The sequence below is a fragment of the Collimonas silvisoli genome (genome assembly GCF_018305005.1).
Lineage (GTDB): Bacteria > Pseudomonadota > Gammaproteobacteria > Burkholderiales > Burkholderiaceae_D > Collimonas > Collimonas silvisoli.
Genome location: NZ_JAGQEG010000008.1, coordinates 37,140 through 61,998 on the forward strand (window position 1 = coordinate 37,140; position 24,859 = coordinate 61,998).

Below are 24,859 nucleotides of genomic sequence, written 5' to 3' on the forward strand. Positions count from 1 at the left end.
GAAAGATAAACATTGCAACTAGGATATAGCAATATTTATCGCACCAAGTAGATTGATGCGTTAAAAGTGATTTTCAATCTTTCGTGAATTATTGCCACTTATGGACTTATGGATCAAAACCCCACACCCGCTCACTGGCTGCACGACACGATGCCGCTTTCAGATTACTTTTCGCTCAAGGGCAAGGTCGCCGTGGTCACGGGCGCGGCGCGCGGCATCGCCGCCCATACCGCGCACTTGTTGGCGGCGGCCGGCGCGCAAGTGGCGGTGCTGGATACGCTGGAACAGGAAGGCAGGGCGATTGTCCGAAGTATGAGCAGCAATCAGGCCCAGGCCCGTTTCTGGCGCCTCGATGTGGGCGATGAGGTGGCGGTGCGGCGGGTGTTCTGTGAAATAGAAGCGCATTTCGGCCGTATCGATATTTTGATCAACAGCGCCGGCGTGGACGGCGTTGACCTGCCGGTACAAGCGTTGACACCGGGCGAATGGGAAAGAGCGATGCAAGTCGACAGTTACGGCACGCTTCTTTGCACCATGCAGGTGGTTGACGCGATGGAGCGGGCGGGCGGTGGCGCTATCGTCAACCTGTCGTCGTTGTGCTGCATATTCAATGAGCACGAAGCGCGCGAGTTCAATATCTCGATCTCTGCGATCAGGAGGATGACCAGGATCGATGCGGTGCAGTATGGCGGGCGCAACATCCGCGTCAATTCAGTGCATCCGGGTTTCATCCGCACGCCGATGCTGGAGGCGGCGGTAAGCCAGCTCGGCAACCTGGAAGTATTGTTGAGCGGCCTGGCGTCGTTCAACCCGATGCGGCAGATCGGCTCGACCGGTGATATCGCGGCGGGAATTCTATATCTGGCCTCGGACGCCAGCCGGTTTGTCACCGGGACCGAGCTGGTGATTGATGGTGGATATATTTGCCGTAACTTTGGATAAGAAGCCTTGTCAGCTATCCACTGAACGCTGCCGATAAGCTGCCTGCTGTTCCACAAAGCCATTAAATGCTGCCAGCAAGGGCCAATATTTTTCCTCACTCTGCTCCAGCTGCATCAAAGCGTAACAAGTTGCCTCCAGCGTCGAAAGCTGCCCTGGGCCGTGAGCTTTGCGGATCAGGTATTGGGACGCGGGCGTATTGCGTAGCGGCAGGCGCGGCAGTTGTTGCAGCAACGGATTGAGGTAAAGCATTTTCCGGCTCTTGCGCCAGGTGCCGTCCAGCACCACCAAACGTAATTGCGTTGGCTCATTCAATAAAGCCTCATCCAGAACAGGCGGCGTGGCCAGATTCAGTCCTTTGTCATCGGGGCTGTCCGGATACAGCAGGATAGTGTGCCTGGCAGCCGGCGTATGGAGTAGTGCTTGCAAGGTCTGTTCCGCAAACGCTTCACCGACGACCAATTCGCTATGCGGCAAACTCAGCTGGAGCAGGCGCGCACTGCCTTTCGCCTGATGCACTTCCAATGGATGCTGCAAGATCAGCACTTCGACCGCATGTTCTGTCGGCGTGACCCAGGCGCAGATACAGCTGCGCTGCGGGCGCAGGCACTTGTGGCAAGTGAGGCGTTTGATGTGGTCTGGCTGCATGTCGGACTACTTCGGGAGGTGAAGGATGCTGTAGCAGCCGCAATTCTAACCACCGTATGCAGTATTGTGACCGCCGTGCCACGGCTTCAACACAATAAATTACTTGAAATCAGTTCCAGCAAAAAATCCGGCTGCAAATAGGCCCAAAAACAAGCAGCCAGCAAGGCCAGCAATAAAGACCAGCCGGCCAAGAGCGCGACCAATCTTCTCGCGTGTGCGGACGACAATTCAGGCATGAGCAGGTTCGAGCTGAACCGCTCGATCGTCGATTGGTAAACTGATGATGGCGGCGACGGCGCTGAGACCGATCGCAATCGCCCAGACTGCCTGGTAATTGCCGGTGAGATCGAACAAAACGCCGCCCAGCCACACGCCGAGAAAACTGCCCAGCTGATGGCTCAGGAAGACAAACCCATACAGCATCGAGATATATTGGTAGCCGAAGATCTGGCCGACCACGCCGTTCGACAAGGGCACCGTGCCGAGCCAGATCAAGCCCATCACCGCCGCAAATAGGTAGGTCGTCAGCGGCGTTACCGGCAGCATGACAAAAGCGGCGAGGGCGACGCCGCGTACCCCGTAGATTGCTGCCAGCAGATATTTCTTGCTGAATCTTTCACCGAAATAACCGCACAGATAGGTGCCCAGGATATTCGCCAAAGCCACGATCGCCAGCGCCGTCACGCCGACTGCCGGCCGCAAGCCCTGATCCGCCAGATAAGCCGGCAAGTGGGTGGCGATGAAGGCCAGTTGGAAACCGCAGGCGAAGAAACCCAGCGTCAATAGTAAAAATCCTTGGTGCCGGAACGCCTGCCTGAGCGCCTGCCCCATGCTTTGTCCTGCGGCCTCGGCTTTCGCAGCCGTCGGCGCCGAAGTGCCGAACGCCAGCGCCACCATGAGCAGGCATGCGCCGCTGCCGATCAGCAAGGCGTGCGCCCAACCCAGATGGCCGATCAATGCCTGACTGGCGGGCAGCATCGTAAATTGTCCCAATGAACCGAAGGCGCCGACGATGCCCAATGCCGTGCCGCGCTTCTCGGCACTGACCATTTTGCCGACAGCGCCATAGACAATACCAAACCCGGTGCAACTTTGAGCGATGCCGACCAGCAGCCCGGCGCTGGCGGCAAGGCCAACTCCGGTGCTGGCTTGCGACATGCCGTACAAGCCGAGCGCATAACAAATGCCGCCGGCAATGAAAATCCGCCTGGCGCCGTAGCGATCGGCCAGCATGCCGGTGAACGGCTGGCTGATGCCCCACATCAGGTTTTGCAAGGCGATGGCAAAGGAAAAAGTGGCGCGGTCCCAACCCAGGTCCATCGTCATCGGCCGCAGGTACAGGCCGAAGCTATGCCGCTGGCCGATACAAAGAAACAGGATCATGCCGAAGCAGGTCAGCATTATCCAGTTGGCGCGGGCCTTGGCAGTCATGGGATGGATACCTTTTAGATGGTTAACTTTTAGAACTCATTTCATCAATATCCGCTATCGAGTGAGTAATTGTAGGTGGAGCGGAGAGGTTCGATAAGATGGTTTGGGAACGCATCAGAGTTGAGCATGGTTCAACAATGGCATGCGTCCGTTGTCTTTACTAACTACGGCGGCTCAGGAAATCGATCAAGCGCTTGACCCGCGGCGGCAGCATGCGCCCCGGCAGATGCAAGGCATAGGCCTGATCGCCATATCCTGCGCTGACCTGCCAGTCTGGCAGCAATCGCAACAAGCGTCCCTCCAGCACATCCTGCTTGGCATAGTAGTCAGGCAAGATTGCCATGCCCAAGGATCGGATTGCCGCATCGCGGACGAATTCAAGCTCATTCGAAAGCAGTACCGGCGAACGCATCGCAAACAGCTTTTCCTCACCGCGTGTCAACGTGATTTCATGCAACTGGCTGGCGCGGGCAAAACCTGCAATCGGTATCGCAGAGAGATCGCCTGCGGCCAGATCGTCGGCAAAGCGTGAAGCCAATTCCGGGCTGACGCACAGCCACCAGGACACATCGAACAATTTTTTGGCGACCACATTCTCGGGCGGTTGAGAGGTTACGCGGATCGCCAGGTCGAACGGATCCTTGATGATATCGACGCCGAATTCACTCAAGCGCACATCGATGCTGACCAGCGGATTGGCCTGCATATACGCCATCAGCAAAGGCCGCAGCCAGACCGAAGCGAGGCCGGACGGCGCTGAAATGCGTACCAGGCCAGCGGTATCCTGGTTCAGGCCGTTGGCCAGCAGGTTGGCCTCGCTCAGGGTGTCGGCAATCCGGCTGGCGTAGGCGGCCAGCCGGTAGCCGGCGTCGGTCAGGCCGATACTGCGGGTGGTGCGGATCAGCAGCTGGCAGCCGAGCCGCGCTTCAATCGCCTTGATCCTGTGGCTGAGCGCCGAACGCGACAGCTCCAGCGCCTCGGCCGCCTTGGTCAGGCTGCCGCTGCTGGCAACCTGATGGAAAATGATCAGGGAATTGGCGTCGAGATTATTCATATTGGTGAGTTTCGCTCAACAAAGATATGCCGGCAGCATACCTTATGCGCAGGTCTTTTGCTCTCTACAATCGAGAGTACGCAGACCGCCAGGCTCGACCAGAAAATGTTCCCCACAACGCCCCCCAAAACGCACATAGAATCGCCTATCCAGATTCCGGCCACGGACGGCTATCCCTTAAGTGCGAACTTGTACTACTCGGATGCATTGCACGTGCCGCAAACGGTGGCGATCATCAATTGCGCTACCGGCGTCAAGGCGGCCTATTACGCGCGCTACGCAAAATTCCTGGCCGCCAGCGGTTACCTGGCCATCACCTACGATTATCGCGGCATCGGCGCCTCGCGGCCGCCATCGCTGCGCCGCTTGAAAGCGACCAAATTCGACTGGGGCAGCAAGGATTTCGAAGGCGTCATGCAATGGGTGATGAAGAATTTCCCCGATGCGAAAATCGTCGTGATCGGCCACAGCATCGGCGGCGTGCTGCCCGGCTTCAGCGCCTCCAACTGGCGCATAGACCGCATGTTGACTGTGGGTGCGCAGTTCGCCTACTGGCAGGATTATGCAGAACGCGTGCGCTACCGGATGCTGCTGAAATGGCATGTGCTGATGCCCCTGGCGACCAGCTTGGCCGGCTTCTTTCCGGGCCGCTTGCTGGGTTGGCTGGAAGATCTTCCGGCCGGTGTGGCCTATGAATGGGCGTTTCGCGGCGCGACGCTGGGTAGCGGCAGCGATAGGGCAAGTGATAAGTCCAACGATAGGGCCAATTCAAGCGTCTTTGCCAAATCGGTAAAACAGCACAACGATCGCACGCGCTATTTCCCGCAATTGCACTGCCCGCTGCTGGCTTATAGCATCAGCGATGACGAGTGCGGCACACCGGCCGCGGTGTTGCGGCTGTTGCGCTATTACCGCGGCAGCGATAGAACCCATGTGGTCGTGACTCCGGCAGAATTCGCGCTTGCCGAGATCGGCCATTTCGCTTTTTTCCATGACCGCTTCAGCCGCAGTCTATGGCCGGAGTCGCTGGCCTGGCTGAATACCGGTTGCCTGCTGCGCCAGGCCGCGAACTTCTTGCCGTCCGAAGCGCCGCCGATTTCCTGAACCGGGCGCTGGCTCCTTACGGTGTTTTTTTGCGCGCTGCCGATTTTTTTGCCGGCGCCGCATCCAAGGGCGCAAGGATGGATAGCGTCGCGTTCACCGGCTCCTGCAAAACGCGCACTTCCTCATGCAGCCAGCTGCGCAATTTTTGCAACGGCGCCCAATCGCCCAATGCAGGGGGATAGACCAGGAAATAAGTAGCGTAATCGGCGTCCGGCGCCAGCCTTTGTTCGGACAGCCGCACCAGCAAGCCGTCGCGCAAGGCGTCTGCCACCATGAACTCGCGCCCCAGCGCGATTCCCAAGCCTTGTTCGGCGGCTTGCAGCATGATGCCGGCGTCGTTGAAGCTGGCCACGGGATTGGTTTTCAAGGTAAGCCCGGCTTGACTGAACCAGAGATCCCACAACTCGGCGTCGCCCAGCAAGGCTTCGTGCGCCAGCGCGGCCACGCCGCCGCCCTGCAAGCGGCGCGCTGTAGCCGGCGAAGCCACCACCACCAAGGGACTGTCGAACAGACGTTCGTCGCTCAGCCCCATCCAGCCGCCGCGCCCCTGCCGTAGCGCCACGTGAAAACCGTCACGCTGCAAATCCATCACTTGCTGCGAAGAGTGCAGCTCCAGCGCGATGTCGGGATGACGCTCGCGCCAGCGCTGCATGCGCGGCAACAGCCAACGCTGCAAGAAAGACGGCATCACCGTCAGCCGCAGCCGTTGCGCAGTACCGGTCGCGGTGGCGGCGGCTGCCAGCACGCCGGCGTCCAACTGGGCCAATGCCGACTCGACACTGCACAGCAGCGCCTGCCCCGCTTCGTTGAGTACGATGCGGCGGCCGCGCCGCTCAAACAAGGCGAAGCCAAGCTGCTGTTCAAGCACGCCGATCTGCTGGCTGACAGCGCTGTGGGTGAGGTGCATTTCGAGCGCGGTGGCGCGCAAATTCTGCGAGAGCGCCGCGCTGCGGAAGACGGGAAGGGTATGGAGTGGGAGTCGGCTCATGCTGGTAAGCATAGCTGACCAAGATGGTTAGAACAAGTCGTTTCCCTAAGTCGCCTTGGTTGGATATTCTGACCAGTATAGAAAACGTTCCCGATAATCAACTTGTGAGGCTGCCATGAACTGCGTATCGACACCCAACCAAATCGCTACAACATTGCCACGTCCGCAAAGTCTGCTGGGCGACGTTTTACAGGCCGTCAAGAACAACTGGTGGCGGCAACGCCTGATCCCGGCGCAACCGGCAGCAACACAGCCAGGGCATCTGCTGGATACCCGCGAGATGAACGATCACCTGTTGCGCGACATCGGCTATCTCGACTCCCTGCCGCCACGCGAATACGGGCAGCGCGATGCGCATTATTGAAACTGGATGCTGCGCCGGCAGGGAGCATATGCAGTCCTCCATTTCAATCGATAAATCCGCGTGCTCCCTGCATGCCCCCGGTATGCACCGCGAGCACCCGCTCATCGGCACCGAAGGCGTGCGCCAGCTGTATTTTTCTGAGGGCGTGAAATAACTTTCCGGTGTAAACCGGTTCTATCGGCAAGGCAAATTCCTGCGAAAAATCGCGGCAGAACCGGCGCAGCTCAGGCGGCGCTTTGCCGTAGCCGCCGTGATGTGCATCGGTGATCAGTTCGTAGTTTTGATAGGCGGGATAGCCGGCTTCTTGCAGCAAGCGGGCAATCTCTTGATGCAGATAATCGGCATTCTTCAAAACGGCGATACCGATCACCCGGCTGCGGCCTTGCAAACCCGCCAAAATACCGGCCAACGTAGCGCCGGTGCCGCAAGCGACCATGATTACTTCGGGAATGAAGGGCAATTCCGCAGCCAGTTCGTCCGCCAGCTCGGCAACACCGCGCAAGGCCGCCGGCGCGCTGCCGCCTTCCGGCAGCCAGACGTGGCTATCGTCGTCGACAGCCAAGTGCCGGCGCCAGGCATGCGGGTCTTCACGCAACTGGCGGTAGTCCTCACGCGATACGAACCGGATCTGCATGCCCAGGCGTCGGCAATCGTCCAGCGTGGCGCTCTCCAGCCCGGCCGCGCCACGCACCAATCCTGTAGTCGGCCAGCCGCCCAAGGCCCCGGCATGAGCCAGCGCATGCAAATGATTGGACCACGGGCCGCCCATGGTCACTAATGATTTTTGCCCCTGCAACGCCAGCAGCGGATATTTGAGCTTGCGGAATTTATTGCCGGATACCTCGGCGTGCAGCAGATCGTCACGTTTTACCCAGATATCGCGCCCCAGGAAAGACGCGCTTTCCAGGTGCTGGCAGGGCGAAGACAAGCTGGAGAACAGGAAGGACATGGGCATGCGCGTCGAACCGATACCGATGTCTAAATGCGTTCCACGCTGCGCGCAACGTCGGCGATGATTTCATAGGAATGCAGCCGCGCCTGATGCTCGAACACATCCGACACGATCATCAATTCATCCGCGCCGGTACGCAGCAGGAATCGTTCCAGCTCCTCGCGCACGGTTGCCGGCGAGCCGATGATCGAACATGCCAGCATGTGCGAAGCCTGCGCCTTTTCCAGCGGCGACCAATAAGTTTCGATATCGTCGATAGGCGGCTTGCTCAGGCCGCGTACGCCGCGATGCATGTCGGTGAACGACATTTGCTGGGTAGTCGCCAGACGGCGCGCTTCGGCGTCGGTATCGGCGGCAATGATATTCACGCCCACCATCGCATGCGGCTTGACCTGCTGTTCGGACGGCTTGAATTGGGCGCGATACAGTTGCAGCGCCATTTCCAGCGAATCCGGCGCGAAATGCGAAGCGAAGGCGTAGGGCAGGCCGAGCTCGGCGGCCAGACGAGAGCCGAAAGTACTCGATCCCAGAATCCACAGCGGCACCTTGCTGCCATGGCCCGGCACGGCGACGATACGCTGATCCGGCTCAGCCGGCGCGAGGAAGGCTTGCAGTTCCAGCACATCCTGCGGAAACGACTCGGCGCTGGCCGGATCGCGCCGCAGCGCCCGGGTGGTGATCTGATCGGTGCCGGGCGCGCGCCCCAGGCCGAGATCGATACGGCCGGGAAACAGCGCGGCGAGCGTACCGAACTGCTCGGCAATCACCAGCGGCGCATGGTTCGGCAACATGACGCCGCCGGCGCCCACCCGTATGGTGCTGGTGCCGGCGGCGACATGGCCTATCGCCACCGCAGTGGCGGCGCTGGCGATGCCGCGCATATTGTGATGTTCCGCCATCCAGAAGCGGCGATAGTTCCAGCCCTCGGCGTGCTGCGCCAGATCGCGCGCATGGTCGAGCGCGGTGCGCGCATCGCCGCCTTGGCGGATACGGACCAGGTCCAGAATTGAAATTGGGATCACAGGGACTTCCTTGCTCAACTATTTGTGCGGTTTTCGAGTATATCCGCAGCGCTTTAAGCCTGCTGGCGGCGTGCCGTTTTGCCGTTCGTGAGCGAATTCGGCCGTCTCGGAGGCCGTGGGCGATGCCTTTGGAGTAAACTTGGCGGCAATTCCTCGGTAATAGCGCCAATCTGCAGATGCCTGGCTCGGCAAGCTGGCTGACTATGCCTTTGCCCCGATCCGAGGCCAACGTCTCGATTTATCCTTGCGACTTAACCTTGCGATTCAATTTTGCGATTCAACTTTGATAACTGACGCTTTATGAAAATTCTTTATCTGGACTACAACGGCGTTTTGCACGACGCCAAGGTAATCCGCAACCGCCAGCGCGGCCTGTACATCGCCACTCCCGACCGTGCATTCTTTGAATGGATGCCGATCCTGGAACAATTGCTGGAGCCCTACCCGGAAGTCAAAATCGTCTTGTCCACCAGCTGGATCAGGGCGCTGGGATTCGACGCCACCAGACAGGAACTCACGGAGAGCTTGCGCGAGCGTGTGATCGGCTCCACTTTCCATCATCCCAAGTTGACGCCGGCAGAGTTCGACACCATGCCGCGCGGCATGCAGGTCTGGCGCGATGTCGAACGCCGCAAGCCGACCAGCTGGCTGGCGCTGGACGACGACGCCTTCGGCTGGCCGGCAGCCTGCCGTAACCATCTATTGGAAACCAAAGGCAACCTGGGCTTGAGCGATCCGCCCACACAGGATGCGCTGAAAAAAATGCTGGCGGCACTTTAAGCGGAAAATCGAAAACGGGCAGGCGGCACAGGAGAGACAGATGCGGCGCAATCACCACTTATTGATCATCGATCCGCAAAACGATTTTTGCGATCTGCCGGCCGCTTATCTGCCGCCGGATCCGGCCAACGGCGGCAATGCCGCGCCATCGCTGCCGGTGCCGGGCGCCCACGCCGACATGCTGCGCGTGGCAGACCTGATTCAACGCGGCGGCGCAGGCATCAGCGAAATCAGCGTCACGCTCGATTCGCATCACCGGCTAGATATCGCCCATCCCGGTTTCTGGATCAGCGCGGCCGGCGGCGAGGTCACGCCGTTTACCCAAATCTCGGCAGCCGAGGTACGCGCCGGCGCTTATCTGCCGCGCTTGCCCGCAGCCCTGCCGCGAGTATTGGCATACCTGGATCAACTGGAAGCGGCAGGGCGTTACCGGCTGATGGTGTGGCCGGTCCATTGCGAGATCGGCTCATGGGGGCACAACGTCCACGCCGAGGTGCGGCGCGCCTACAACCGCTGGGAAGAACACACCCTGCGCAGCGTCAATAAAATCAGCAAAGGCAGCAATCCGTGGACCGAGCACTATTCCGCGGTGCAAGCCGAAGTGCCCGATCCGGACGATAAGCTGACGCAATCGAACCAGGCCTTTCTCGACAGCCTGGCCAAGGCCGACCGCGTCTACATCACCGGTGAAGCCGGCAGCCATTGCGTGAAAGCGACGACAGAACACATTGCTGACTATTTCGGCCCGCAGCAGATGGCGAAACTGGTGCTGGTCACCGACTGCATGAGTCCGGTGAGCGGGTTCGAGCAGCAGTATCGGGAATTTGTCCGGGATATGGCGGCGCGCGGGGCACGCACCGCAAATGCAGCGGATGTGTTGCTGGAACTGTTGGATAACGCGGGCAATTGACGTGACCTTAGCCCGCGCTAGTTAACCCCAGCTTACAGACTCACCGTGAAATAACTGACCCCGAGTCCGGATTTTTTGAGGAAATCGAAAACCGAATCGGCGGTGACAGTCTCGATCCTGTCGCTGAAACGTTTGTCATTCGGATGATCGTCAAATGCAATATTGGCCTTGAACATGCGGGCGCCAAGCCGTGTCATCGGGCCGATATTCAGCGTAGACGGTTCATATCCCTTGAACTTGAGCCATGCCTGGGCTTGCTCGCGGTTTTTTATTTGCGGCTCCATCGCCAGCGCCAGCGTTTCCAGCACCCATTGGTTCGATTGCTGATACTTGTTGCCCCAGGCATAAGCCAGCATGCTGTATTGCGGAATGTATTCGGTTAACACCTGTTCCGGATTCTTCAGCACCGCCAATATCCGCTTTTGCACATCGGGTGCGGGCACCGCGATGGCGTCCTCGAATTTGAACGGATCGTCGAGGAAAAACTGCCCCATTCCCTGTTCAAAAATATTACTGACCGCGGTGCCGCACTCGTTCAGTTTATGCACGATATTCCAGGTCGCTCCGTCCCTGTAGGCAAAAGCGATGTGCGAATAATGCTGCCCATATTTGCTGAGATCCTGGCCGACACGGCCGATGATCACCACATCCGCGCCGCTGGCATTAAGTTGCTCGACGGTTTTCACCGCCAGCGCCAGCCCTTGCGTCACCATGGTGGCCATTGGTGATTTTTGCTCGCAAGCCTGGCCGGCATGAACGAGACCGGGGGCTAAAAAACACAAACTAGCCGTAGCCGCGAGCAGATATCTTTTATGCATGGTGCGCTTTCATGAAAATTTTGTGGGGATCACCGCAGCAGCTGGCAAGAGTTACGATATCTTCTTACTTTTCATCAGCGACTTGCCAAGCTCGCTAGGGATAATCGCCAGAACTCGCCCCGCACTGACCAGCAACATGCCGGCCGAGCTCGCGGTGACGCTGATGACTTCACCCACGCTGACCGATACCGCACCGCTGGCGTTGGCCGTAACAGTGACCGAACCGCGCACGCCGGTGCCGACTTTTTCCAGCACGTAGAGCATGCCGTTGCCAGAGGCTTCGACGCCCTTGACCAGATATTCGCCGCCTTCAGAAATGAAATAAGCAGGAGCCACCACCGAAGCAACGACCGATATCGCCGACATATCGCTCACGGTGGATTGCGCAAAACTCTGGTTGGCGACCAAGGCGCCGCACAAAGAAAGCGCAACGGCGACACGACGCAGGGTCAGATTTTTCATATTATTTTTCCTAAAAATAGGGTGATTGGAATTCGGCTATGCCCGGTTGATCGCTTCATTAAACGATGAACAGACTGTAACAAAAGTATTGATTATTTCAAATAAGTAATGGAAAGAATCATATATTGCTTATTAAAGTATTGAAATACAATACTGTTTCACATAGCAAAATCGGCGAGGAAAACATGGCGCAAGCAGAAGCCTTGGTCGGAGCGCTAAAGAATGTGCTGAAAGCGCGCGGCGTCACTTATGCCCAACTGGCGAAAAGCCTGGGATTGAGCGAGGCAAGCGTCAAGCGCGTATTTGCGGCGAAAAGCTTCACGCTCGGACGTTTCGATCAGATATGCGCGCTGCTGGGCATACAAATCAGCGACCTGGCGCGCATGATCTCGCATGAATCGGCAACCCCGTCGCAATTATCCCAGGAGCAGGAAAACAAGCTGGTGTCCGATCCCAAATTACTGCTGATCGCGGTGCATGCGCTGAATCACTGGTCGCTGGAAGAAATCCTGGAGGTCTTCGATTTTTCCAAGGCCGAATGCATACGGCTGCTCGCGCGCCTGGACAAGCTTGGCATCATCGATCTGATGCCCAACAATAAAATACGCGTGCGCGTGGCGCCGGACTTTACCTGGCTGCCGGGCGGGCCGATACAGCAATATTTTCGCGCACAGCTAAGGAATGATTTTTTCAATTCGCGCTTCGACCGTGACGGCGAAAAAATGACGATGGTCAGCGGCATGCTGTCGCGGGCCAGCAACGCAATCGTCCAAGACCACATGCGCCGTTTGAGCGCAGAATTTTCAGCGCTGCATCATCAGGATTTGAGTTTGCCTTTTTCTGAACGGTTTGGCACCAGCCTGATTCTGGCGGTACGGCCCTGGTCTCCTGAAGCATTTGTAAAGTTCCAGAAAAAGCCGTGAATATGAGGCCAATGCTTTTCGCGCCGCAGATGAACGCGCATTGCAACGCGCAACAATAAAAACAGAGACGCTCCCTTATCGCCGGTCTTAGATCGTCCGCAACCCGGCAATGTAGCGATCGATCACAGTCGGCAGCACCGTCAGCGGCACGCCGCCGCTTTTCACCAGCGCGTCATTGAAACCCGCCAGATCGAATTTGCCGCCCAGCGCCAGTTTCGCCCGTTCGCGCTGGCGCAGGATTTCGTTGTGCCCCATCTTGTAGCCGCAGGCTTGTCCCGGCGACACGCAATAGCGGTCGATCTCGCTGGTCATGGCGGCGACGCCGCGCCCGGTGTTTTCGCCGAGGAACCGGATCGCCTGCTGGCGCGTCCATTTCATCGCGTGCAGGCCGGTATCGACCACCAACCGGCAGGCGCGGAACTGCTGCGCCTGCAGATAACCGATCTGGCTGAACGGATCCGCCGCGTACAGGCCGAACTCATCGACCAGCTGCTCGGCATACAACGCCCAGCCTTCGATAAAAGCATTGAAGCCCATCAGCGATGCAATCAGCGGCATCTCCGCATGGTGTTCGGCCAGATACGCGCCCTGCCAGGTGTGGCCCGGAATGCCTTCGTGCGCGGTGAGCGTGGCTATTTCGGATTTCGGCCAGAGCGTGGTCGATTTCAGGTTGATGTAATAAATCGCCGGCCGCGATCCATCCAGCGCGGCGAAATTCATATAACCGAGCGGGGCGCCGGCTTCGATATCGGGCGGCACGCGCTTGATCACCAGCGGCGCCTTCAGATCCAGATGCGAAATTTCCGGCATCAGCGCCCGCACCGCGGCCACCCGCTCGTTGCAGTAGGCGATCAGCTGCTCGCGCCCCTGGTCGTTGTCGGCATAGAAGCGCTTGGGATCTTTCGACAGCGCCAGCAGGCGTTCGCCGACCGTGCCCTGCGTGAGTCCCTGCGCCTTGAGGATGGCGTCGATACGCGCCTGCAGCATCTTGTTTTGCTCCAGCCCGATCGCATGGATTTCTGCGGCGCTACGGGTCGTCGTCGTTCCCAGCTGCAGCGCCCATTCGTAGTACGCTGCGCCATCCGGCAAGCGGTGCACGCCGGCGACATCGGTGGCCTTGGCGGTAGCTTTGGCGAAAGTATCGATCTGGCGTTCAAGCGCCGGATACACCAACGTGTTCACCAGCTTGGCCGCGCGCGCCTCCCATGCGCCGTCGATGCCGAGTTCTTTTGTGCGCCCGGCAATCGAGGTAACCAGCTTCTGCTTCTCGGCCGGAGTGTTCCGATAGTCGCGCAGCTGGCCGAGCGCGGTGCGGGCAATGAAATCCGGCGGCATGACGCCCTTGCCGGCCTGCTCGGCGATGCGCGCACTTTCCTGATCGAGCAAGCGCGCCATCGCGGTCACGCGTTCAAGATAGGCTTCGGCGTCGGCGGCGTTGGCGATCTTATGCTGCGAGTCTAGAAATTCGGGCACGGCGGTCAGTGCGCCATTCTGCTGGGTAACCGGGAATGGCGATGTGCCGCCGTAGAAACCGCTGGCCGCGCCGCCATAGGAAAAGCGCAGGCCGTTGACGCCTTCGGTCGCCGCATAGCGCACGCTGTCGTAGCGGATTTGCGCATCCGGGCTGAGCTTGGCGCGCTCCAGCGCCGCCATCCGGGCCAGCATCGATTTCACCTGGCCGGCCCACGCGGCGTCGCCGGCAGGAGAAGCATCCGGCAAACGCGATTTGTGCGCGGAGCGGGCTCCAGAATCGAGTCCCAGCGCGGTCGCCGAGGTTGGCGACAGACGCAGGATTTCTTCCGAGAAATCGGCTAGCAGGGCAGAAAACCGGGCGTCGGGCGGGAGCGCATCCTTGGCCTCGGCGCGGGCGATGCCAGGTAGTGCGGGTAGTGCGGCAACGGCGGTGGCGGACAGTGCGGCCAGCAGCACTTCGCGGCGGGAAAAAGTCTGAGTCGGGGGCGTCTCGTTCATGGAATCCTTTTTTATTGCTTGAAGAAAAGAATTTATGCGTTGCTGACCTTATCGCGAGTGGCGGAATGATGTCAACGGAATTTGCGGCTTCGATGAAAGAAGCTGCGGATTGCTTATAGTCGATGCGAAAAGGTAATCTTCTCGCCAGTTCGGCAAATAGTTATTCTGTGCGGGGACTGATAGAGTTGTACCTAAACTTGCAAGGGAAAATTCATGTTCGGCATTGGGCGACCGTATGGCAAAACCAACTATGCAGCGGCGGGAAATCGAGCGCTGATTAACGGCAGCGACAAAAGTATTTCAAGCCGCCAATGGCCTCCGCCTGCCGTGCTGTTTACTGTGCTGCCTGTCGTGCGACTTGCCCCGGCCGTACTCTTTGCATTCTGTTTTTGCTCGCAGGCCCGCGCTGCCGAGGTCTCGCCGTGTCCGCCGGATTGGGAGGCCCAGATCTGCGAGCTTAAATCGGTGGTGGAGCTGCTCAAGAAAGAACACCTGACGGAAATCGACGTCCCGGCCTTTCTCGACGAAACGCTCCGCCTGGGCGTCAAAACGCTGCCTTACGCCGGGTTTCGCAGTGCGGAGGAACAGCAAGAACAGATCAAGAAAGACGAACGCACGCGCCACGGTGCGCCTGGCATCGGCATCATCTTTGAGACCCTGCCAGACGGTTTGCATATCATCGATGTAGTGCCCGACGCACCCGCCGCGCTGGCCGGCGTGCATAGCGGCGACCTGGTGGTGAAGATGGACGACAATAGCGTGGCCGGCGTCGACAATACCGAGATTGCGAAATATGCCAACGGCGAGCTTGGTGCGCCGCTCAAGCTCACGCTGCTGCGCGGTATTAAAAACAGCGCGCGGCAACGGCTGGAATTCACTCTGCTGCGCGCAATCATCAAGCCGCGCCCCGCAACCGCCAAGCGATTAGATGGCAACGTGCTGTACACCCGGCTTGCCAACTTCCCCGAACCCACCATTGGCGACTACATCAACGTAGTACAAGCGGAGCGAAAAAATGGGCCGCCGATCAACGCTGTGATTCTCGATCTGCGCATCAACGGCGGCGGCGCGCTTAACGCTGCGATCGGCATTACCGCGCTATTCACCGGCCGCAACAAGACGGCGATGGTGACGCTGCAACGCGACGACAAAACCCAGCACCGCATCACCACCAATTGGCCCGACTACGACCTGCCGGTAATGCAGGGCCAGGACCCGCTCGCGCCGCTGCAAGCGGACGACTGGTGGCGCAGCGTGCCGCTCATCGTGCTGATTGACGGCCAAAGCGCCTCCGCCGCCGAAGCCACCGCCGCCGCGCTGAAAGACCTTGGCCGCGCCAAGCTGCTAGGCACGCCGACCTACGGCAAGGGCATGGCGCAAACCGGCGTCGGCATACGCGACGGCGCCTATATCAACTGGACCAACGCCCGCAATTTACGGCCGAACGGCTGCCCGATGGAAGGCTATGGCGTGGCGCCGGACTGGATCGTGCCGCCGCGCAAAGATGCAGACATGGACGGCGTCTTGCTCAGCTATCGCGAGGTCGACATTGCGCGCCCCGCCTATGCCAGCAAGTCCGCGCCCGATCCCTTCGCCGATGTACGCAAGGATCGCCAACGGTTGCGCGACCGGCGCGCGCTCGCCAAGCTGGACGAGAGCAAGAGCGCAGCACTGCCGCAAAAGGAATTTGCAAGCGACAAGGATTGGCAATTGAAACAAGCGCTCAACGCCTTGGCCGGAAGGCCGGTGCAAACGGTAACAGTGAATCCGAGGTTCATGCCGGCGCAGCCGGTGTGCGTGAAACTCGACGGATAGCGCATCGTTTCTTTCGGCTACCACGGCACATATCCGCCTCTGGCCTGGCAACTATTGATTTTCGCAAAATCAACCATCTGCAGAATTTCCGGCAGATGAGGTCTCGCAAACGGCATTGATTGCACGGATACGAAGTAGGTGCTGCGGGATGGTTTGATCAGGACGAGAACTCGGAGTTACTCCACGACGCGTGCAACCGTCAATTGTCTTCAGGGAAAGCTAGCCCAGTCGGTCGAACGCACTCATCAAGATGCCGTCCGGTCGCGCAAGGTCGTCGAGCACCGAGAAATGGGTACACGCCGGCACGTGAACGTGTTCGACTTTTTCCCCTGCGGCCTCACATGCCGCCGCATATTCGTCCGACTGACGCACCAGCTCGGGCAATTCCGCGGCACCGACCGCGACGATCATCGGCGCTCCCTTGCCTATATGGTGCAACGGACTGTAGGTGTCGATTTCATCCCTGCTCAGCTGCAGCTTGTCGTTGAGCCAGGAAAGACTGATCGGTTCAAGATCGACCAGAGCGCTGATCGCAAGCGCGCTCGTGACGACCGGGTGCGCGCGATGCAGCGCCGTCAGATGACCGCCGGCCGAGTGACCGCTGAGACACACTTGGCGGCTTGCTGTTCCAAACCCTTCGGCATCTGCTTCGAGGTGATCCAGCAGACGGCCGATGTCCCCAACGATTTGCGTGATCGATGCTTCCGGCGCAAGCGTGTATTCGGCCAGTACGACATTGAAGCCTTTGGCAAGAGCGCCATCCGCGATGAACGCAAAATCTTCCTTGGCGCAGTTCTGCCAGTAGCCACCGTGGATGAAGATGAATGTGGGCGCTCCGGAATTGCCGCAGGGAAGCCAATCAAAACGTTGGCGGGGAGCCTCGCCATAACGCAGGTCGCGCCGGCACGCGACTCTTTCATACAGTTTCGCGCTGCGCGACTGAAAACCCCGCAGCACTTCGGGGAAATTTGGAATTGCCTGGGTGTTGTTGTAGGCGGCATCGAGAGTCGCCCGATCCATGCCGCGATAGAGAGTCGTCATAGTCTGTTAGTTTCGGTCGTAGAGATCTGGTGGGACGGATACCCAGGCATCTTAAGATGCCTGGGGCTGGTGTGCGTATTGCGTGCGGCGAGACTGTCGAGGTGGTCATGGTTATTGCTATTGGCAGATATTAAAGCGGCGACAGATAAAAAGTATTAACCACGTCATCGCAGAAACAAGAATCAATGACCCAACAAGCGCAACGAGTGAAACTAAATCTGCCGCTTGTTCGGCATTTTTTGCACCGTACACGCTTGCCAGCCAGTCCCATATAGGAGGCGGTAGATTGAGTGACGTATCGGGATGTGTTTGCCACCAATGAGATAGCGACCATGTTGCCACCAGCACCCATAAGCCAACCAAAACACGATAAATCATTTTCATCGAACAGTCACTCGACCGTACCCTTTGAGCGAAGTGCCGGCAACAGCTACTTGCGGCCTATCTTTCAATATCGCCCTGATATTCTGGAAATCGGACATATGTTCAATCGTAATGCATCCCTCGCTGATGCCGTAACGCCCTTTGGGATGAAGTCGAAAATTTCCCCGTTTAATATGATTACAAATCACATAGTCATCAATTTTTTCATCAATGGCATAGAGAGAAAACCACTCGCTTTTATCGCTACCGCTAAGTATGTCCCACAGCGGCCCGAGCTTCCCGCCCGATTGCCTATCAAAGATGTGGTACTGCCCGGATGGAATCGGGCCTGTGCTACGGCTGCACATCGCCGCACGCCGGTTAACGTCTGCGTCCTTCCCCGAAAATGCCGGGACAGAAAGCGCCCCAATCGAGAAAACGCTCATGGGTTTGTCATTCAGTACAAAGCTGCACTCAATCAAAATAGTCCTTCGCCAGCAAATGAAATTTGATTATATTTACAAGCTTTTTTATTGTCAAATATATAATTTTCTGAGTGGCGTGTGCTAGCTCGCGGTCGATCAGTAGCAATATTTCAGCGCGATTACTTCGATTGTTCGGCAAGAACAGCTTGAACTGCCTTCGCCATTTTTACCAAATATCCCGGTGTAGTGCGGCCACCTGCATTGGCGGCGGCTATGCGCAAGCGAGGTGACCTGACGCAGGCGCTGACCGATACCGCCGCATTGCGGATGCTGGCGAACCGGGGTTCGGCCACGGATGTGGCGGCGGGAATCTTGTATCTGGTGTCGGATGCGAGCCGCTTTGTCAGCGGCAGCGAGCTGGTGATTGATGCCGGGTATGGCGGGCTGTGATGCCGGAAATCGGCGGCGATCGGGAATTTTCTGCCGACGAAAAAAAAAGTCCCTTGAATTTCTTCAAGGGGCTTTTTTCGTTACATCATTTCTTCTTTTTGTTCACTGCATCTTTGAATGCTTTACCAGCTGTGAACTTGACGGTCTTGGCGGCTGCAATCTTGATTGCTTCGCCGGTACGTGGGTTGCGACCGGTGCGTGCAGCGCGTTTGCCGGAAGAGAACGAACCAAATCCAATCAACTGAACAGTACTACCTTTAGTCACGGCCTTGATCACGTTGTCTACGACGGATTCCAAAGCGCGCTGTGCAGCGGCTTTCGAGATTTCGCAATCGGTGGCAATGGCGTCGATCAATTCGGTTTTGTTCATTTCGTTAAATCCTCAAAAAAAGTGGTGAGTTGCAAATTCTAGCATCGTATTTGCTCGGAATCGGCGGTGTAGACTACCGCAAACGCGGGTTTCAGACAATTTGCTTTTAAAATTTCGTTTGCAGGCAGTTGTATCTGTAGCACAGAATCCGGTTTTGCGACAAAAAATGAGAACTCTTATGCTGAAAATATTGGGCAAGGCATCATCGATCAACGTCCGTAAAGTGCTGTGGACCTGCGATGAGCTGGGCCTGCCGTTCGAACGGGCAGACTGGGGCAGCGGCTTTCGCGCTACCGATACGCCGGAATACCTGGCCTTGAATCCCAACGCGATGGTGCCGGTAATCCGCGACGGCGATTTCGTGCTGTGGGAATCCAACGCCATCATTCGCTACCTGGCCACGGCCTACGGCGACGGCGCGCTGCTGCCGGCGGCGCCGCGCGCGCGGGCCAAAATCGAGCAGTGGATGGACTGGCAGGCGACCGAGCTGAACAACTCTTGGCGCTATGCCTTCGTGGCGCTGGTGCGCAAGAATCCGGCCTATGCCGACCAGGCCGCGCTGGAAGCATCGGTGACGAGCTGGACCAAACACATCGCCATACTGGAGCGGCAACTGGCGAGTACCGGTGCTTATATTTTGGGCGATGCGTTCTCGCTGGCCGACGTGCCGCTCGGCTTGTCGGTGAATCGCTGGCTGATGACGCCTTTGCAGCACCCGGAATTTCCGGCGGTGGCGGCCTATTTTGAGCGGCTGAGCCAGCGGCCTGCTTTTTTGCGGCACGGCTGCAACGGCCTGGCTTGAAGGCAAGGCCGGCCGCAAAAATCTAGAGCGCGTTGATGTCAGCTGCCTCAAGCACCTGCTTGGGGCCGCCCTGGCGCGCCAGCTTGATCATCGCGCGGCCCATCTGTTCGGTGGTGGTGATGTGGTTGGGGAAGAGCCGTCTGGCCAGCGGCAGCAACGGCGCGCTAAGCAGATAGAACAGGCGGTATGAGCTGGTCTTGGAGCGCACGCCGTGCAGCGGCTGGATTATGCCGGGGCGGAACATGAAGGCGGCTTTGATCGGCAAGCGCAGCAGAGCATTCTCGGTGCGGCCTTTGACTCTGGCCCACATGCTGCTGCCGTGCTCGCTGGAATCGGTGCCGGCGCCGGAGACATAGATGAAGGTGATGCCGGGATTTTGCGCCGCCAGCGTGTTGGCGACGGTCAGCGTAAGGTCGTAGGTAAGTTCGGTGTAGCGCGCTTCCGACATGCCGGCCGAAGATACGCCGAGGCAGAAGAAGCAGGCGTCGTAACCTTGCAATGTCTCGGCCTGGTCGGCGATCCGGGCCAGGTCCGGGATGACCAGCTGGCGCAACTTGCCGGAGACGTTGGCGCTTGCACTGCGGCCGACTGCCAGCACGGTTTCAACCCCGGCGTCGCGCTGACACTCGCGCAGCACGCCTTGTCCGACCATGCCGCTGGCGCCAAACAGGATTACTTTCATGGCAGATTCCAATCTTGTTGTATTGCCTGTTGTACGGCCGCCGATCAGGAATAGTGCGGCCCGGCAGGGATGTCAGGCCCGGCCCGGCCGGGCCACAGCACGGCAATCAGAAATGCCGTTCGACTACTGCGTTGAATGCCTCTTCGGCGGAACTGCCTTTGAGCATCAGCTCGGTGATTTCAGCCGTATGTTCACCTATGCCATCCGGCAGCGTCTGACGGTTGTTGCGGAAATATTCGTATCTGGCGGCGTCGATCAGATCCTTGGCTTTCATCGCTACCGTGCCGCCGCGAGTGCCGCCGCTGCGGCTGACGACGCGGCCGCCGGCTGTGCTGCGGGTGGCGCTGCTTGATCTGAAACCGCCGGCGGCGATGGCTGCCTTGATTTGTTCCAGCGTGAATACCGGGGTGGCGTTAGGGCCGGTGAATTCATCTTCCTTCGGGTGCAGCAGATGGTTGTTGCTGTCGAATGCCATTTTCTTTTCGGCACTGTTGGTGAGTTGATAATACGGGCGCGGCCCCGGGCTGGCCAGCCCGAATTGCACGCGGTCGCCGTAGACCTCCATCTTGCCCATGACATCTTTCAGATATGCGGTTGTCAGGGAGTCCATCTTGCCGGTCCAGCGGTTGGTTCTTGTCGTGTTCAAAATGCGTTACTTCCAATAATGATGGCTGCATCCGCCCGCCGCCTCCTGGGAGACGGCGCAAATAGTGCGGTAGCAGCCGTTTATGAATCAATTGCAGTACGCATTATCTCCCGACACGATTTGCTGGGAATGGATCGGAGCAAAATATATTGTTGCTCGCCGATCATGGTTTCAGGCAGGCCAGCCCGATCAGCGTGGCCTTTACCGCGTCGTCCAGCGCTGTGTGCGGCTCGCTGCCGAGCAGCTGCAGCAGGCGCCGGTTATCCAGGCGCAAAGGCTGGCGCCATAGGTAGCCGACCTCGCGCAGCTCGCGGAAAACCGGCACAAAGGGCGCGGCCAGCGGCAGCAGCCACCACGGAAATTTTCTTGCCTTTACGCCCGCCTGTCCCATCGCACAGCCTGCACGGCCGATGGCGGCCACCATTTGCGTACCGTCCGCGTCCCAGTGGCCGTTCATGTGAAAGGTATCGAAAGCGGCCAGCGCCTGTTCGCGCTCGATCAGTTGCATCATGGTTTCAGCCACATCGGGCAGGTAAGCCCACTGGTGGCCGATGCCGCGTTTGCCGGGATAAGTTACCGAAGCGACCGGCCGTCCCGGCTTGACCAGCCCTTGCGAGAACCAGGAATTGGCCAGGTGCGGTCCGAAAAAATCGCCGGCGCGCACCACCAAAGTCCGTACTCCGCTTTGCGCGGCGTGGCGCAGCCTGTCTTCCAGCTGCACCCGGATCGCGCCCTTGCGCGTGGCCGGGTTTTGCGGCGATGTCTCGCTTAAGTCCGGAAAGGCGTCGGGACCGTAGTTGTAGACCGTGCCGGGCAAGACGATGCGGGCGCCGGAGGCACGTGCCGCCGCAATGCTGTTCTCTATCATCGGCATCACCAGTTGCGCCCAGTTGCGGTATGCCGGCGGGTTGACCGCATGCACGATGATCGCCGCGCCGGCGGCGGCGGCAACCACGTCTTGCGCTTGCATCGCATCGCCCTGGCGCCAGACGATGCCGCTGCGGTCCTGCTCCATCATCTGCTCGGCGCGCCGGTGCAGCGCCCGCACCTGCCAGCCGCGCTGGATCAATGTTTTTGTCATGGCGTTGCCGATGCCGCCTGTTGCTCCGAGTACCAGCGCTATCTTCTGTTTCATGGAAATCACCTCTTTAAAATGTAAGAGTCCAGCGTAACAGCGCCGCTCTTAGTTTAAAATTGGCGATCTCAACATAGCTGCTATACATATTTGCATGACCACGCAAGAACCTGGCTGGGATTTGTACCGGGCTTTCCTGGCGGTGCTGGAAGAAGGCTCATTATCCGGCGGCGCCCGTAGCCTGGGGCTGACCCAGCCCACCGTCGGCCGCCAGATCGAAGCGCTGGAGCAAGCGCTGGGCGTGAAACTGTTCACCCGCTCGCAAACCGGGCTGGCGGCGACCGATACCGCGCTCACCTTGCGCCCGTTTGCGGAAAACCTGCGCGCCACCGCCAACGCCCTGCGGCGCGCCTCGGCCGACGCCAGCGCCAGCAGCCACGGCACGGTGCGGGTTACGGCGTCGGATGTGGTCGGCGTCGAGGTTTTGCCGCCTATCCTGACCGCGCTGCGCGAGCAGCATCCCGCCATCAAGATCGAATTGGTGTTGTCGAACCGGACTCAGGATCTGTTGCAACGCGATGCCGATATTGCGGTGCGCATGGTGCAGCCCAGCCAGGCCGCCTTGATTGCGCGCCGGGTCGGCGCGATTCCGCTCGGCCTGTTTGCGCACCGGCGTTATCTGGATCTGTGCGGGATGCCGGCCAGCATCGCCGATCTGAAGCACCATGCCTTGATCGGCTTCGACCAGGAAACCAATTACATCCGCACCATGCAAAGGCGCGGGCTGTCGTTGTCGCGCGAGATGTTTTCACTGTGCACAGACAACCAGTTGGCGCAACTGGCGGCGATCCGCGCCGGCTACGGCATCGGCATGTGCCAGACGGCGCTGGCCAAACCCAATCCCGATTTATTGCCAGTGCTGCCGCAAGCGATCGCGGGTGAACTCGAAACCTGGATCGTGATGCATGAAGATCTGCGCTCCAGCGAGCGCTGCCGGCATGTCTTTGATGCGCTGGCGAGCGGCGTTTCCGATTATATTTCCCGCTATCTTGACGATGACGCCTGAGTTATCCAGCCAGGTCCGTGCCGTGCGGCGACCGAATCATTTGCTGGTGCTCATTGGATATAGCCAAGCCAGAAAAACGTGACAGATTAGCGGTAGGCATACCCCAAACCCAGCGACAGATCGCCCGCGCGCTGCACCACCAGATCGATCAAACCTTGCAGATTATCGGCCGTGATGCGGCTGGCCGGGCCGGCGATGCCCAGGGCCGCGATCACTGCGCCGTCGGCATCCATGATCGGCGCCGCGATCGCTACCGCGCCGCTGGATCTTTCACCGTAAGAAACGCTGTAGCCCTGCGCCAGCACTTGCTGCAGTTCCTGCTCCAGCTGCTTGCGGTCGATGATCGTGTTGCCGGTAATCGGCGCCAGGGGATTGGCCAGTATCGCCTGCTGCACCTGCTGCGGCGCATGGGCCAGCAGCACTTTGCCGGAGGCGCCGGCATACAGCGGCCGCCGGTTGCCGACATCGGTGTGGACCCGCACCGCCTGGGTCGATTCCCAGCGTGCCACGCATACCGTTTCCAGGCCGTCGCGCACCCGCACCTGGACGTTTTCGTTGCAGATGCCGCCGATATCGCGCAGATGGCTGCGCGCCACCCGCACCAGGCTCACTTGCTCTTGCGCCGCTACGCCCAGGTACAAGGCCTTGTAGCCCAGGTGATAGGTGGGCGTATCGCCTTCGCGATGCAACAGGCCGCGTTGTTCCAGCGTGTACAGCAGGCGAAAGGTGCGCGCCTTGGTATTGCCGGACATGACCGACAATTCGGTGACGCCATGCCCCGGGCTTTGCGCCACCAGCAAAAGCAGCGCCAATGCTTCATCTACTGCGGCAACGGTATAGTCGGCCATGCTGTGCGGATTCTCTCTAATGTGGTTGGTCGATAAGTTTGCCGACAATATACCTCGACATGCTCTCCGCCAGTTGGCTCAGCTTGCTTTGCAGCGTGGCAAAGCCGGCGCTGCGCTCCAGGCTTTGCTCATCCATGTACAGGGCGCGGTTGATTTCGATCTGGATGCTGTTGCGGCCACGCCGCGGATCGCTGTAGGCGTGCACCAGTTCGGCGCCGCGATAGGGATCGTTGATTTTGACTAGATAGCCTTGCGCCTGCAACTGCTGCGCGACCCATAGCGTAAAGGCCGGATCGGCGGCGCTGCCGTTGCGGTCGCCCAGCACAAAATCGGGACGGCGCGCACCGTTATCGATATTCATGGCGTTGCCGACCGATTTCATCGAATGGCAATCGATATGCCAAACCTGGCCGCAGCGGGCGTGGGCGGCGTTGATGAGTTGCTGCAATTGCGCGTGATAGGGATCGTAGTAGTGATGGATGCGGTGCTGCACTTCGGCGATGCTCAGCTTGCGGTCGTACATCTGCACGCCGGGCAAGGCGTAGCGCCGGATCAGGCCCATGCCGGCCTGGCTTTTTTCCGATACCTGTATGGCTTCGGGCCAGGGCTGGTCCAGCAATTCCGGATCGATATCGCTGCGGGCGCGGTTGAAATCGATGTAGGTGCGGTGGACACGCGCCGCCAGCAGACTTGCGCCGAATTGCGTTGCGCCGCTCCACAATTCATCGACATAGGCGTCCCAGCCTGACATCAGAGCGGCTTCGGGCGCCGTGGTTTGCATGTCGGGCGGGCAAAAGCGGCTGCTGTGCGGTGAATCGAATATCAGCGGGATGAACTTGTCGTCATCGGCTGCGGGTGTGATGAGGGAATACGCGTCTTGCATCATGGTGATCCTTGAAACTTGTGTGAC

At 59.1% G+C, this 24,859-nt stretch carries 28 protein-coding genes; 10 read left to right on the forward strand and 18 right to left on the reverse strand.

Going from position 1 to position 24,859, the window contains the following annotated elements; all coding sequences use genetic code 11:
• Positions 1-108: 108 nt before the first annotated feature.
• Positions 109-942, forward strand: coding sequence for an SDR family NAD(P)-dependent oxidoreductase (locus tag KHU33_RS03300; protein WP_230414026.1), 834 nt, complete (start codon positions 109-111; stop codon positions 940-942).
• Positions 943-951: 9 nt separating this feature from the next.
• Here KHU33_RS03300 and KHU33_RS03305 read toward each other — a convergent pair whose 3' ends face one another.
• From KHU33_RS03305 to KHU33_RS03315, 3 genes are all read right to left on the reverse strand, one after another.
• Positions 952-1,587 carry a tRNA-uridine aminocarboxypropyltransferase gene (locus tag KHU33_RS03305; RefSeq protein ID WP_211461085.1) on the reverse strand — a complete coding sequence of 212 codons (636 nt, stop codon included), beginning with the start codon at positions 1,585-1,587 and terminating at the stop codon, positions 952-954.
• A 228-nt stretch (positions 1,588-1,815) separates the two neighbouring features.
• Positions 1,816-3,018 (reverse strand): MFS transporter, encoded by a 1,203-nt coding sequence (locus KHU33_RS03310; protein WP_211461086.1) that lies wholly within the window; start codon positions 3,016-3,018, stop codon positions 1,816-1,818.
• A gap of 160 nt (positions 3,019-3,178) precedes the next feature.
• A complete protein-coding gene (locus KHU33_RS03315; protein ID WP_211461087.1) occupies positions 3,179-4,072 on the reverse strand; it encodes a LysR family transcriptional regulator in 894 nt (297 codons plus the stop codon).
• Between the two features lie 57 nt (positions 4,073-4,129).
• On the opposite strand from KHU33_RS03315, the gene KHU33_RS03320 reads away from it, so the two are divergent.
• Positions 4,130-5,176: an alpha/beta hydrolase family protein gene (locus KHU33_RS03320; RefSeq protein WP_211461088.1), complete on the forward strand. Its 1,047-nt coding sequence runs from the start codon at positions 4,130-4,132 to the stop codon at positions 5,174-5,176.
• 16 nt (positions 5,177-5,192) lie between these two features.
• On the opposite strand, the gene KHU33_RS03325 is transcribed toward KHU33_RS03320, so the two are convergent.
• Positions 5,193-6,176, reverse strand: a complete 984-nt coding sequence (locus tag KHU33_RS03325) for a LysR substrate-binding domain-containing protein (RefSeq protein WP_211461089.1) — start codon at positions 6,174-6,176, stop codon at positions 5,193-5,195.
• Positions 6,177-6,279: 103 nt separating this feature from the next.
• On the opposite strand from KHU33_RS03325, the gene KHU33_RS03330 reads away from it, so the two are divergent.
• On the forward strand, positions 6,280-6,528 hold the full coding sequence (locus KHU33_RS03330; protein ID WP_211461090.1) for a hypothetical protein: 249 nt from the start codon (positions 6,280-6,282) through the stop codon (positions 6,526-6,528).
• A 43-nt stretch (positions 6,529-6,571) separates the two neighbouring features.
• Here KHU33_RS03330 and KHU33_RS03335 read toward each other — a convergent pair whose 3' ends face one another.
• Together KHU33_RS03335 and KHU33_RS03340 are read right to left on the reverse strand one after the other, a co-directional pair.
• Positions 6,572-7,483 (reverse strand): 1-aminocyclopropane-1-carboxylate deaminase/D-cysteine desulfhydrase, encoded by a 912-nt coding sequence (locus KHU33_RS03335; RefSeq protein ID WP_211461091.1) that lies wholly within the window; start codon positions 7,481-7,483, stop codon positions 6,572-6,574.
• A gap of 23 nt (positions 7,484-7,506) precedes the next feature.
• Positions 7,507-8,502, reverse strand: a complete 996-nt coding sequence (locus KHU33_RS03340) for an LLM class flavin-dependent oxidoreductase (RefSeq protein WP_211461092.1) — start codon at positions 8,500-8,502, stop codon at positions 7,507-7,509.
• A gap of 300 nt (positions 8,503-8,802) precedes the next feature.
• On the opposite strand from KHU33_RS03340, the gene KHU33_RS03345 reads away from it, so the two are divergent.
• Together KHU33_RS03345 and KHU33_RS03350 are read left to right on the forward strand one after the other, a co-directional pair.
• Positions 8,803-9,282, forward strand: coding sequence for an HAD domain-containing protein (locus KHU33_RS03345; RefSeq protein ID WP_211461093.1), 480 nt, complete (start codon positions 8,803-8,805; stop codon positions 9,280-9,282).
• Positions 9,283-9,322: 40 nt separating this feature from the next.
• A complete protein-coding gene (locus KHU33_RS03350; RefSeq protein ID WP_211461094.1) occupies positions 9,323-10,192 on the forward strand; it encodes a cysteine hydrolase family protein in 870 nt (289 codons plus the stop codon).
• A gap of 32 nt (positions 10,193-10,224) precedes the next feature.
• Here the strand turns inward: KHU33_RS03350 and KHU33_RS03355 are convergent, their stop codons facing one another.
• Together KHU33_RS03355 and KHU33_RS03360 are read right to left on the reverse strand one after the other, a co-directional pair.
• A complete protein-coding gene (locus tag KHU33_RS03355; protein WP_211461095.1) occupies positions 10,225-11,010 on the reverse strand; it encodes a DUF2145 domain-containing protein in 786 nt (261 codons plus the stop codon).
• Between the two features lie 51 nt (positions 11,011-11,061).
• Positions 11,062-11,472: a hypothetical protein gene (locus KHU33_RS03360; RefSeq protein ID WP_211461096.1), complete on the reverse strand. Its 411-nt coding sequence runs from the start codon at positions 11,470-11,472 to the stop codon at positions 11,062-11,064.
• A gap of 185 nt (positions 11,473-11,657) precedes the next feature.
• Between KHU33_RS03360 and KHU33_RS03365 the strand changes: the two genes are divergently transcribed.
• On the forward strand, positions 11,658-12,395 hold the full coding sequence (locus KHU33_RS03365; RefSeq protein ID WP_211461097.1) for a helix-turn-helix domain-containing protein: 738 nt from the start codon (positions 11,658-11,660) through the stop codon (positions 12,393-12,395).
• A gap of 87 nt (positions 12,396-12,482) precedes the next feature.
• Here the strand turns inward: KHU33_RS03365 and KHU33_RS03370 are convergent, their stop codons facing one another.
• The gene (locus KHU33_RS03370; protein ID WP_211461098.1) at positions 12,483-14,366 is read right to left on the reverse strand and encodes a DUF885 domain-containing protein; all 1,884 of its coding nucleotides are present in this window, start codon (positions 14,364-14,366) and stop codon (positions 12,483-12,485) included.
• A gap of 213 nt (positions 14,367-14,579) precedes the next feature.
• Here KHU33_RS03370 and KHU33_RS03375 point away from each other — a divergent pair, with 213 nt between their 5' ends.
• Entirely contained in the window at positions 14,580-16,181 is a 1,602-nt protein-coding gene (locus KHU33_RS03375; protein WP_230414028.1) for a S41 family peptidase, read from the forward strand.
• A gap of 219 nt (positions 16,182-16,400) precedes the next feature.
• Here the strand turns inward: KHU33_RS03375 and KHU33_RS03380 are convergent, their stop codons facing one another.
• From KHU33_RS03380 to KHU33_RS03390, 3 genes are all read right to left on the reverse strand, one after another.
• Positions 16,401-17,222, reverse strand: coding sequence for an alpha/beta hydrolase (locus tag KHU33_RS03380; RefSeq protein WP_211461099.1), 822 nt, complete (start codon positions 17,220-17,222; stop codon positions 16,401-16,403).
• A gap of 117 nt (positions 17,223-17,339) precedes the next feature.
• On the reverse strand, positions 17,340-17,606 hold the full coding sequence (locus KHU33_RS03385; protein WP_211461100.1) for a hypothetical protein: 267 nt from the start codon (positions 17,604-17,606) through the stop codon (positions 17,340-17,342).
• Positions 17,603-18,031, reverse strand: a complete 429-nt coding sequence (locus KHU33_RS03390) for a DUF2778 domain-containing protein (RefSeq protein WP_230414029.1) — start codon at positions 18,029-18,031, stop codon at positions 17,603-17,605. The genes KHU33_RS03385 and KHU33_RS03390 overlap by 4 nt, the downstream gene beginning before the upstream one ends.
• A gap of 225 nt (positions 18,032-18,256) precedes the next feature.
• On the opposite strand from KHU33_RS03390, the gene KHU33_RS03395 reads away from it, so the two are divergent.
• A complete protein-coding gene (locus KHU33_RS03395) occupies positions 18,257-18,460 on the forward strand; it encodes an SDR family oxidoreductase (RefSeq protein ID WP_329956014.1) in 204 nt (67 codons plus the stop codon).
• Between the two features lie 85 nt (positions 18,461-18,545).
• Here KHU33_RS03395 and KHU33_RS03400 read toward each other — a convergent pair whose 3' ends face one another.
• Positions 18,546-18,830, reverse strand: coding sequence for an HU family DNA-binding protein (locus KHU33_RS03400; protein WP_014004094.1), 285 nt, complete (start codon positions 18,828-18,830; stop codon positions 18,546-18,548).
• Between the two features lie 178 nt (positions 18,831-19,008).
• On the opposite strand from KHU33_RS03400, the gene KHU33_RS03405 reads away from it, so the two are divergent.
• Positions 19,009-19,632, forward strand: coding sequence for a glutathione S-transferase family protein (locus tag KHU33_RS03405; RefSeq protein WP_211461103.1), 624 nt, complete (start codon positions 19,009-19,011; stop codon positions 19,630-19,632).
• A 22-nt stretch (positions 19,633-19,654) separates the two neighbouring features.
• Here the strand turns inward: KHU33_RS03405 and KHU33_RS03410 are convergent, their stop codons facing one another.
• The 3 genes from KHU33_RS03410 to KHU33_RS03420 form a co-directional block, all read right to left on the reverse strand.
• Positions 19,655-20,314, reverse strand: coding sequence for an NAD(P)H-binding protein (locus KHU33_RS03410; protein ID WP_211461104.1), 660 nt, complete (start codon positions 20,312-20,314; stop codon positions 19,655-19,657).
• Between the two features lie 106 nt (positions 20,315-20,420).
• Positions 20,421-20,924: a hypothetical protein gene (locus KHU33_RS03415; RefSeq protein ID WP_230414030.1), complete on the reverse strand. Its 504-nt coding sequence runs from the start codon at positions 20,922-20,924 to the stop codon at positions 20,421-20,423.
• A gap of 199 nt (positions 20,925-21,123) precedes the next feature.
• Positions 21,124-22,101: an SDR family NAD(P)-dependent oxidoreductase gene (locus tag KHU33_RS03420; protein WP_407928241.1), complete on the reverse strand. Its 978-nt coding sequence runs from the start codon at positions 22,099-22,101 to the stop codon at positions 21,124-21,126.
• A gap of 88 nt (positions 22,102-22,189) precedes the next feature.
• Between KHU33_RS03420 and KHU33_RS03425 the strand changes: the two genes are divergently transcribed.
• Positions 22,190-23,101, forward strand: a complete 912-nt coding sequence (locus KHU33_RS03425; RefSeq protein ID WP_211461107.1) for a LysR family transcriptional regulator — start codon at positions 22,190-22,192, stop codon at positions 23,099-23,101.
• 86 nt (positions 23,102-23,187) lie between these two features.
• Here the strand turns inward: KHU33_RS03425 and KHU33_RS03430 are convergent, their stop codons facing one another.
• Both KHU33_RS03430 and KHU33_RS03435 read right to left on the reverse strand, forming a co-directional pair.
• A complete protein-coding gene (locus tag KHU33_RS03430; protein WP_211461108.1) occupies positions 23,188-23,949 on the reverse strand; it encodes an IclR family transcriptional regulator in 762 nt (253 codons plus the stop codon).
• 16 nt (positions 23,950-23,965) lie between these two features.
• A complete protein-coding gene (locus KHU33_RS03435; protein WP_211461109.1) occupies positions 23,966-24,835 on the reverse strand; it encodes an N-formylglutamate amidohydrolase in 870 nt (289 codons plus the stop codon).
• Between the last annotated feature and the right edge of the window lie 24 nt (positions 24,836-24,859).

Bases quoted from the DNA above. Each gene is read 5' to 3' on its own strand.
- KHU33_RS03345 (WP_211461093.1), top strand. From the start codon at position 8,803: ATGAAAATTCTTTATCTGGACTACAACGGCGTTTTGCACGACGCCAAG.
- KHU33_RS03415 (WP_230414030.1), bottom strand. From the start codon at position 20,924: ATGGACTCCCTGACAACCGCATATCTGAAAGATGTCATGGGCAAGATG.
- KHU33_RS03380 (WP_211461099.1), bottom strand. From the start codon at position 17,222: ATGACGACTCTCTATCGCGGCATGGATCGGGCGACTCTCGATGCCGCC.
- KHU33_RS03400 (WP_014004094.1), bottom strand. From the start codon at position 18,830: ATGAACAAAACCGAATTGATCGACGCCATTGCCACCGATTGCGAAATC.
- KHU33_RS03375 (WP_230414028.1), top strand. From the start codon at position 14,580: ATGTTCGGCATTGGGCGACCGTATGGCAAAACCAACTATGCAGCGGCG.
- KHU33_RS03425 (WP_211461107.1), top strand. From the start codon at position 22,190: ATGACCACGCAAGAACCTGGCTGGGATTTGTACCGGGCTTTCCTGGCG.
- KHU33_RS03410 (WP_211461104.1), bottom strand. From the start codon at position 20,314: ATGAAAGTAATCCTGTTTGGCGCCAGCGGCATGGTCGGACAAGGCGTG.
- KHU33_RS03300 (WP_230414026.1), top strand. From the start codon at position 109: ATGGATCAAAACCCCACACCCGCTCACTGGCTGCACGACACGATGCCG.
- KHU33_RS03335 (WP_211461091.1), bottom strand. From the start codon at position 7,483: ATGCCCATGTCCTTCCTGTTCTCCAGCTTGTCTTCGCCCTGCCAGCAC.
- KHU33_RS03435 (WP_211461109.1), bottom strand. From the start codon at position 24,835: ATGATGCAAGACGCGTATTCCCTCATCACACCCGCAGCCGATGACGAC.
- KHU33_RS03360 (WP_211461096.1), bottom strand. From the start codon at position 11,472: ATGAAAAATCTGACCCTGCGTCGTGTCGCCGTTGCGCTTTCTTTGTGC.
- KHU33_RS03310 (WP_211461086.1), bottom strand. From the start codon at position 3,018: ATGACTGCCAAGGCCCGCGCCAACTGGATAATGCTGACCTGCTTCGGC.
- KHU33_RS03385 (WP_211461100.1), bottom strand. From the start codon at position 17,606: ATGAAAATGATTTATCGTGTTTTGGTTGGCTTATGGGTGCTGGTGGCA.
- KHU33_RS03370 (WP_211461098.1), bottom strand. From the start codon at position 14,366: ATGAACGAGACGCCCCCGACTCAGACTTTTTCCCGCCGCGAAGTGCTG.
- KHU33_RS03355 (WP_211461095.1), bottom strand. From the start codon at position 11,010: ATGCATAAAAGATATCTGCTCGCGGCTACGGCTAGTTTGTGTTTTTTA.
- KHU33_RS03315 (WP_211461087.1), bottom strand. From the start codon at position 4,072: ATGAATAATCTCGACGCCAATTCCCTGATCATTTTCCATCAGGTTGCC.
- KHU33_RS03390 (WP_230414029.1), bottom strand. From the start codon at position 18,031: ATGAGCGTTTTCTCGATTGGGGCGCTTTCTGTCCCGGCATTTTCGGGG.
- KHU33_RS03330 (WP_211461090.1), top strand. From the start codon at position 6,280: ATGAACTGCGTATCGACACCCAACCAAATCGCTACAACATTGCCACGT.
- KHU33_RS03325 (WP_211461089.1), bottom strand. From the start codon at position 6,176: ATGCTTACCAGCATGAGCCGACTCCCACTCCATACCCTTCCCGTCTTC.
- KHU33_RS03405 (WP_211461103.1), top strand. From the start codon at position 19,009: ATGCTGAAAATATTGGGCAAGGCATCATCGATCAACGTCCGTAAAGTG.
- KHU33_RS03365 (WP_211461097.1), top strand. From the start codon at position 11,658: ATGGCGCAAGCAGAAGCCTTGGTCGGAGCGCTAAAGAATGTGCTGAAA.
- KHU33_RS03350 (WP_211461094.1), top strand. From the start codon at position 9,323: ATGCGGCGCAATCACCACTTATTGATCATCGATCCGCAAAACGATTTT.
- KHU33_RS03430 (WP_211461108.1), bottom strand. From the start codon at position 23,949: ATGGCCGACTATACCGTTGCCGCAGTAGATGAAGCATTGGCGCTGCTT.
- KHU33_RS03305 (WP_211461085.1), bottom strand. From the start codon at position 1,587: ATGCAGCCAGACCACATCAAACGCCTCACTTGCCACAAGTGCCTGCGC.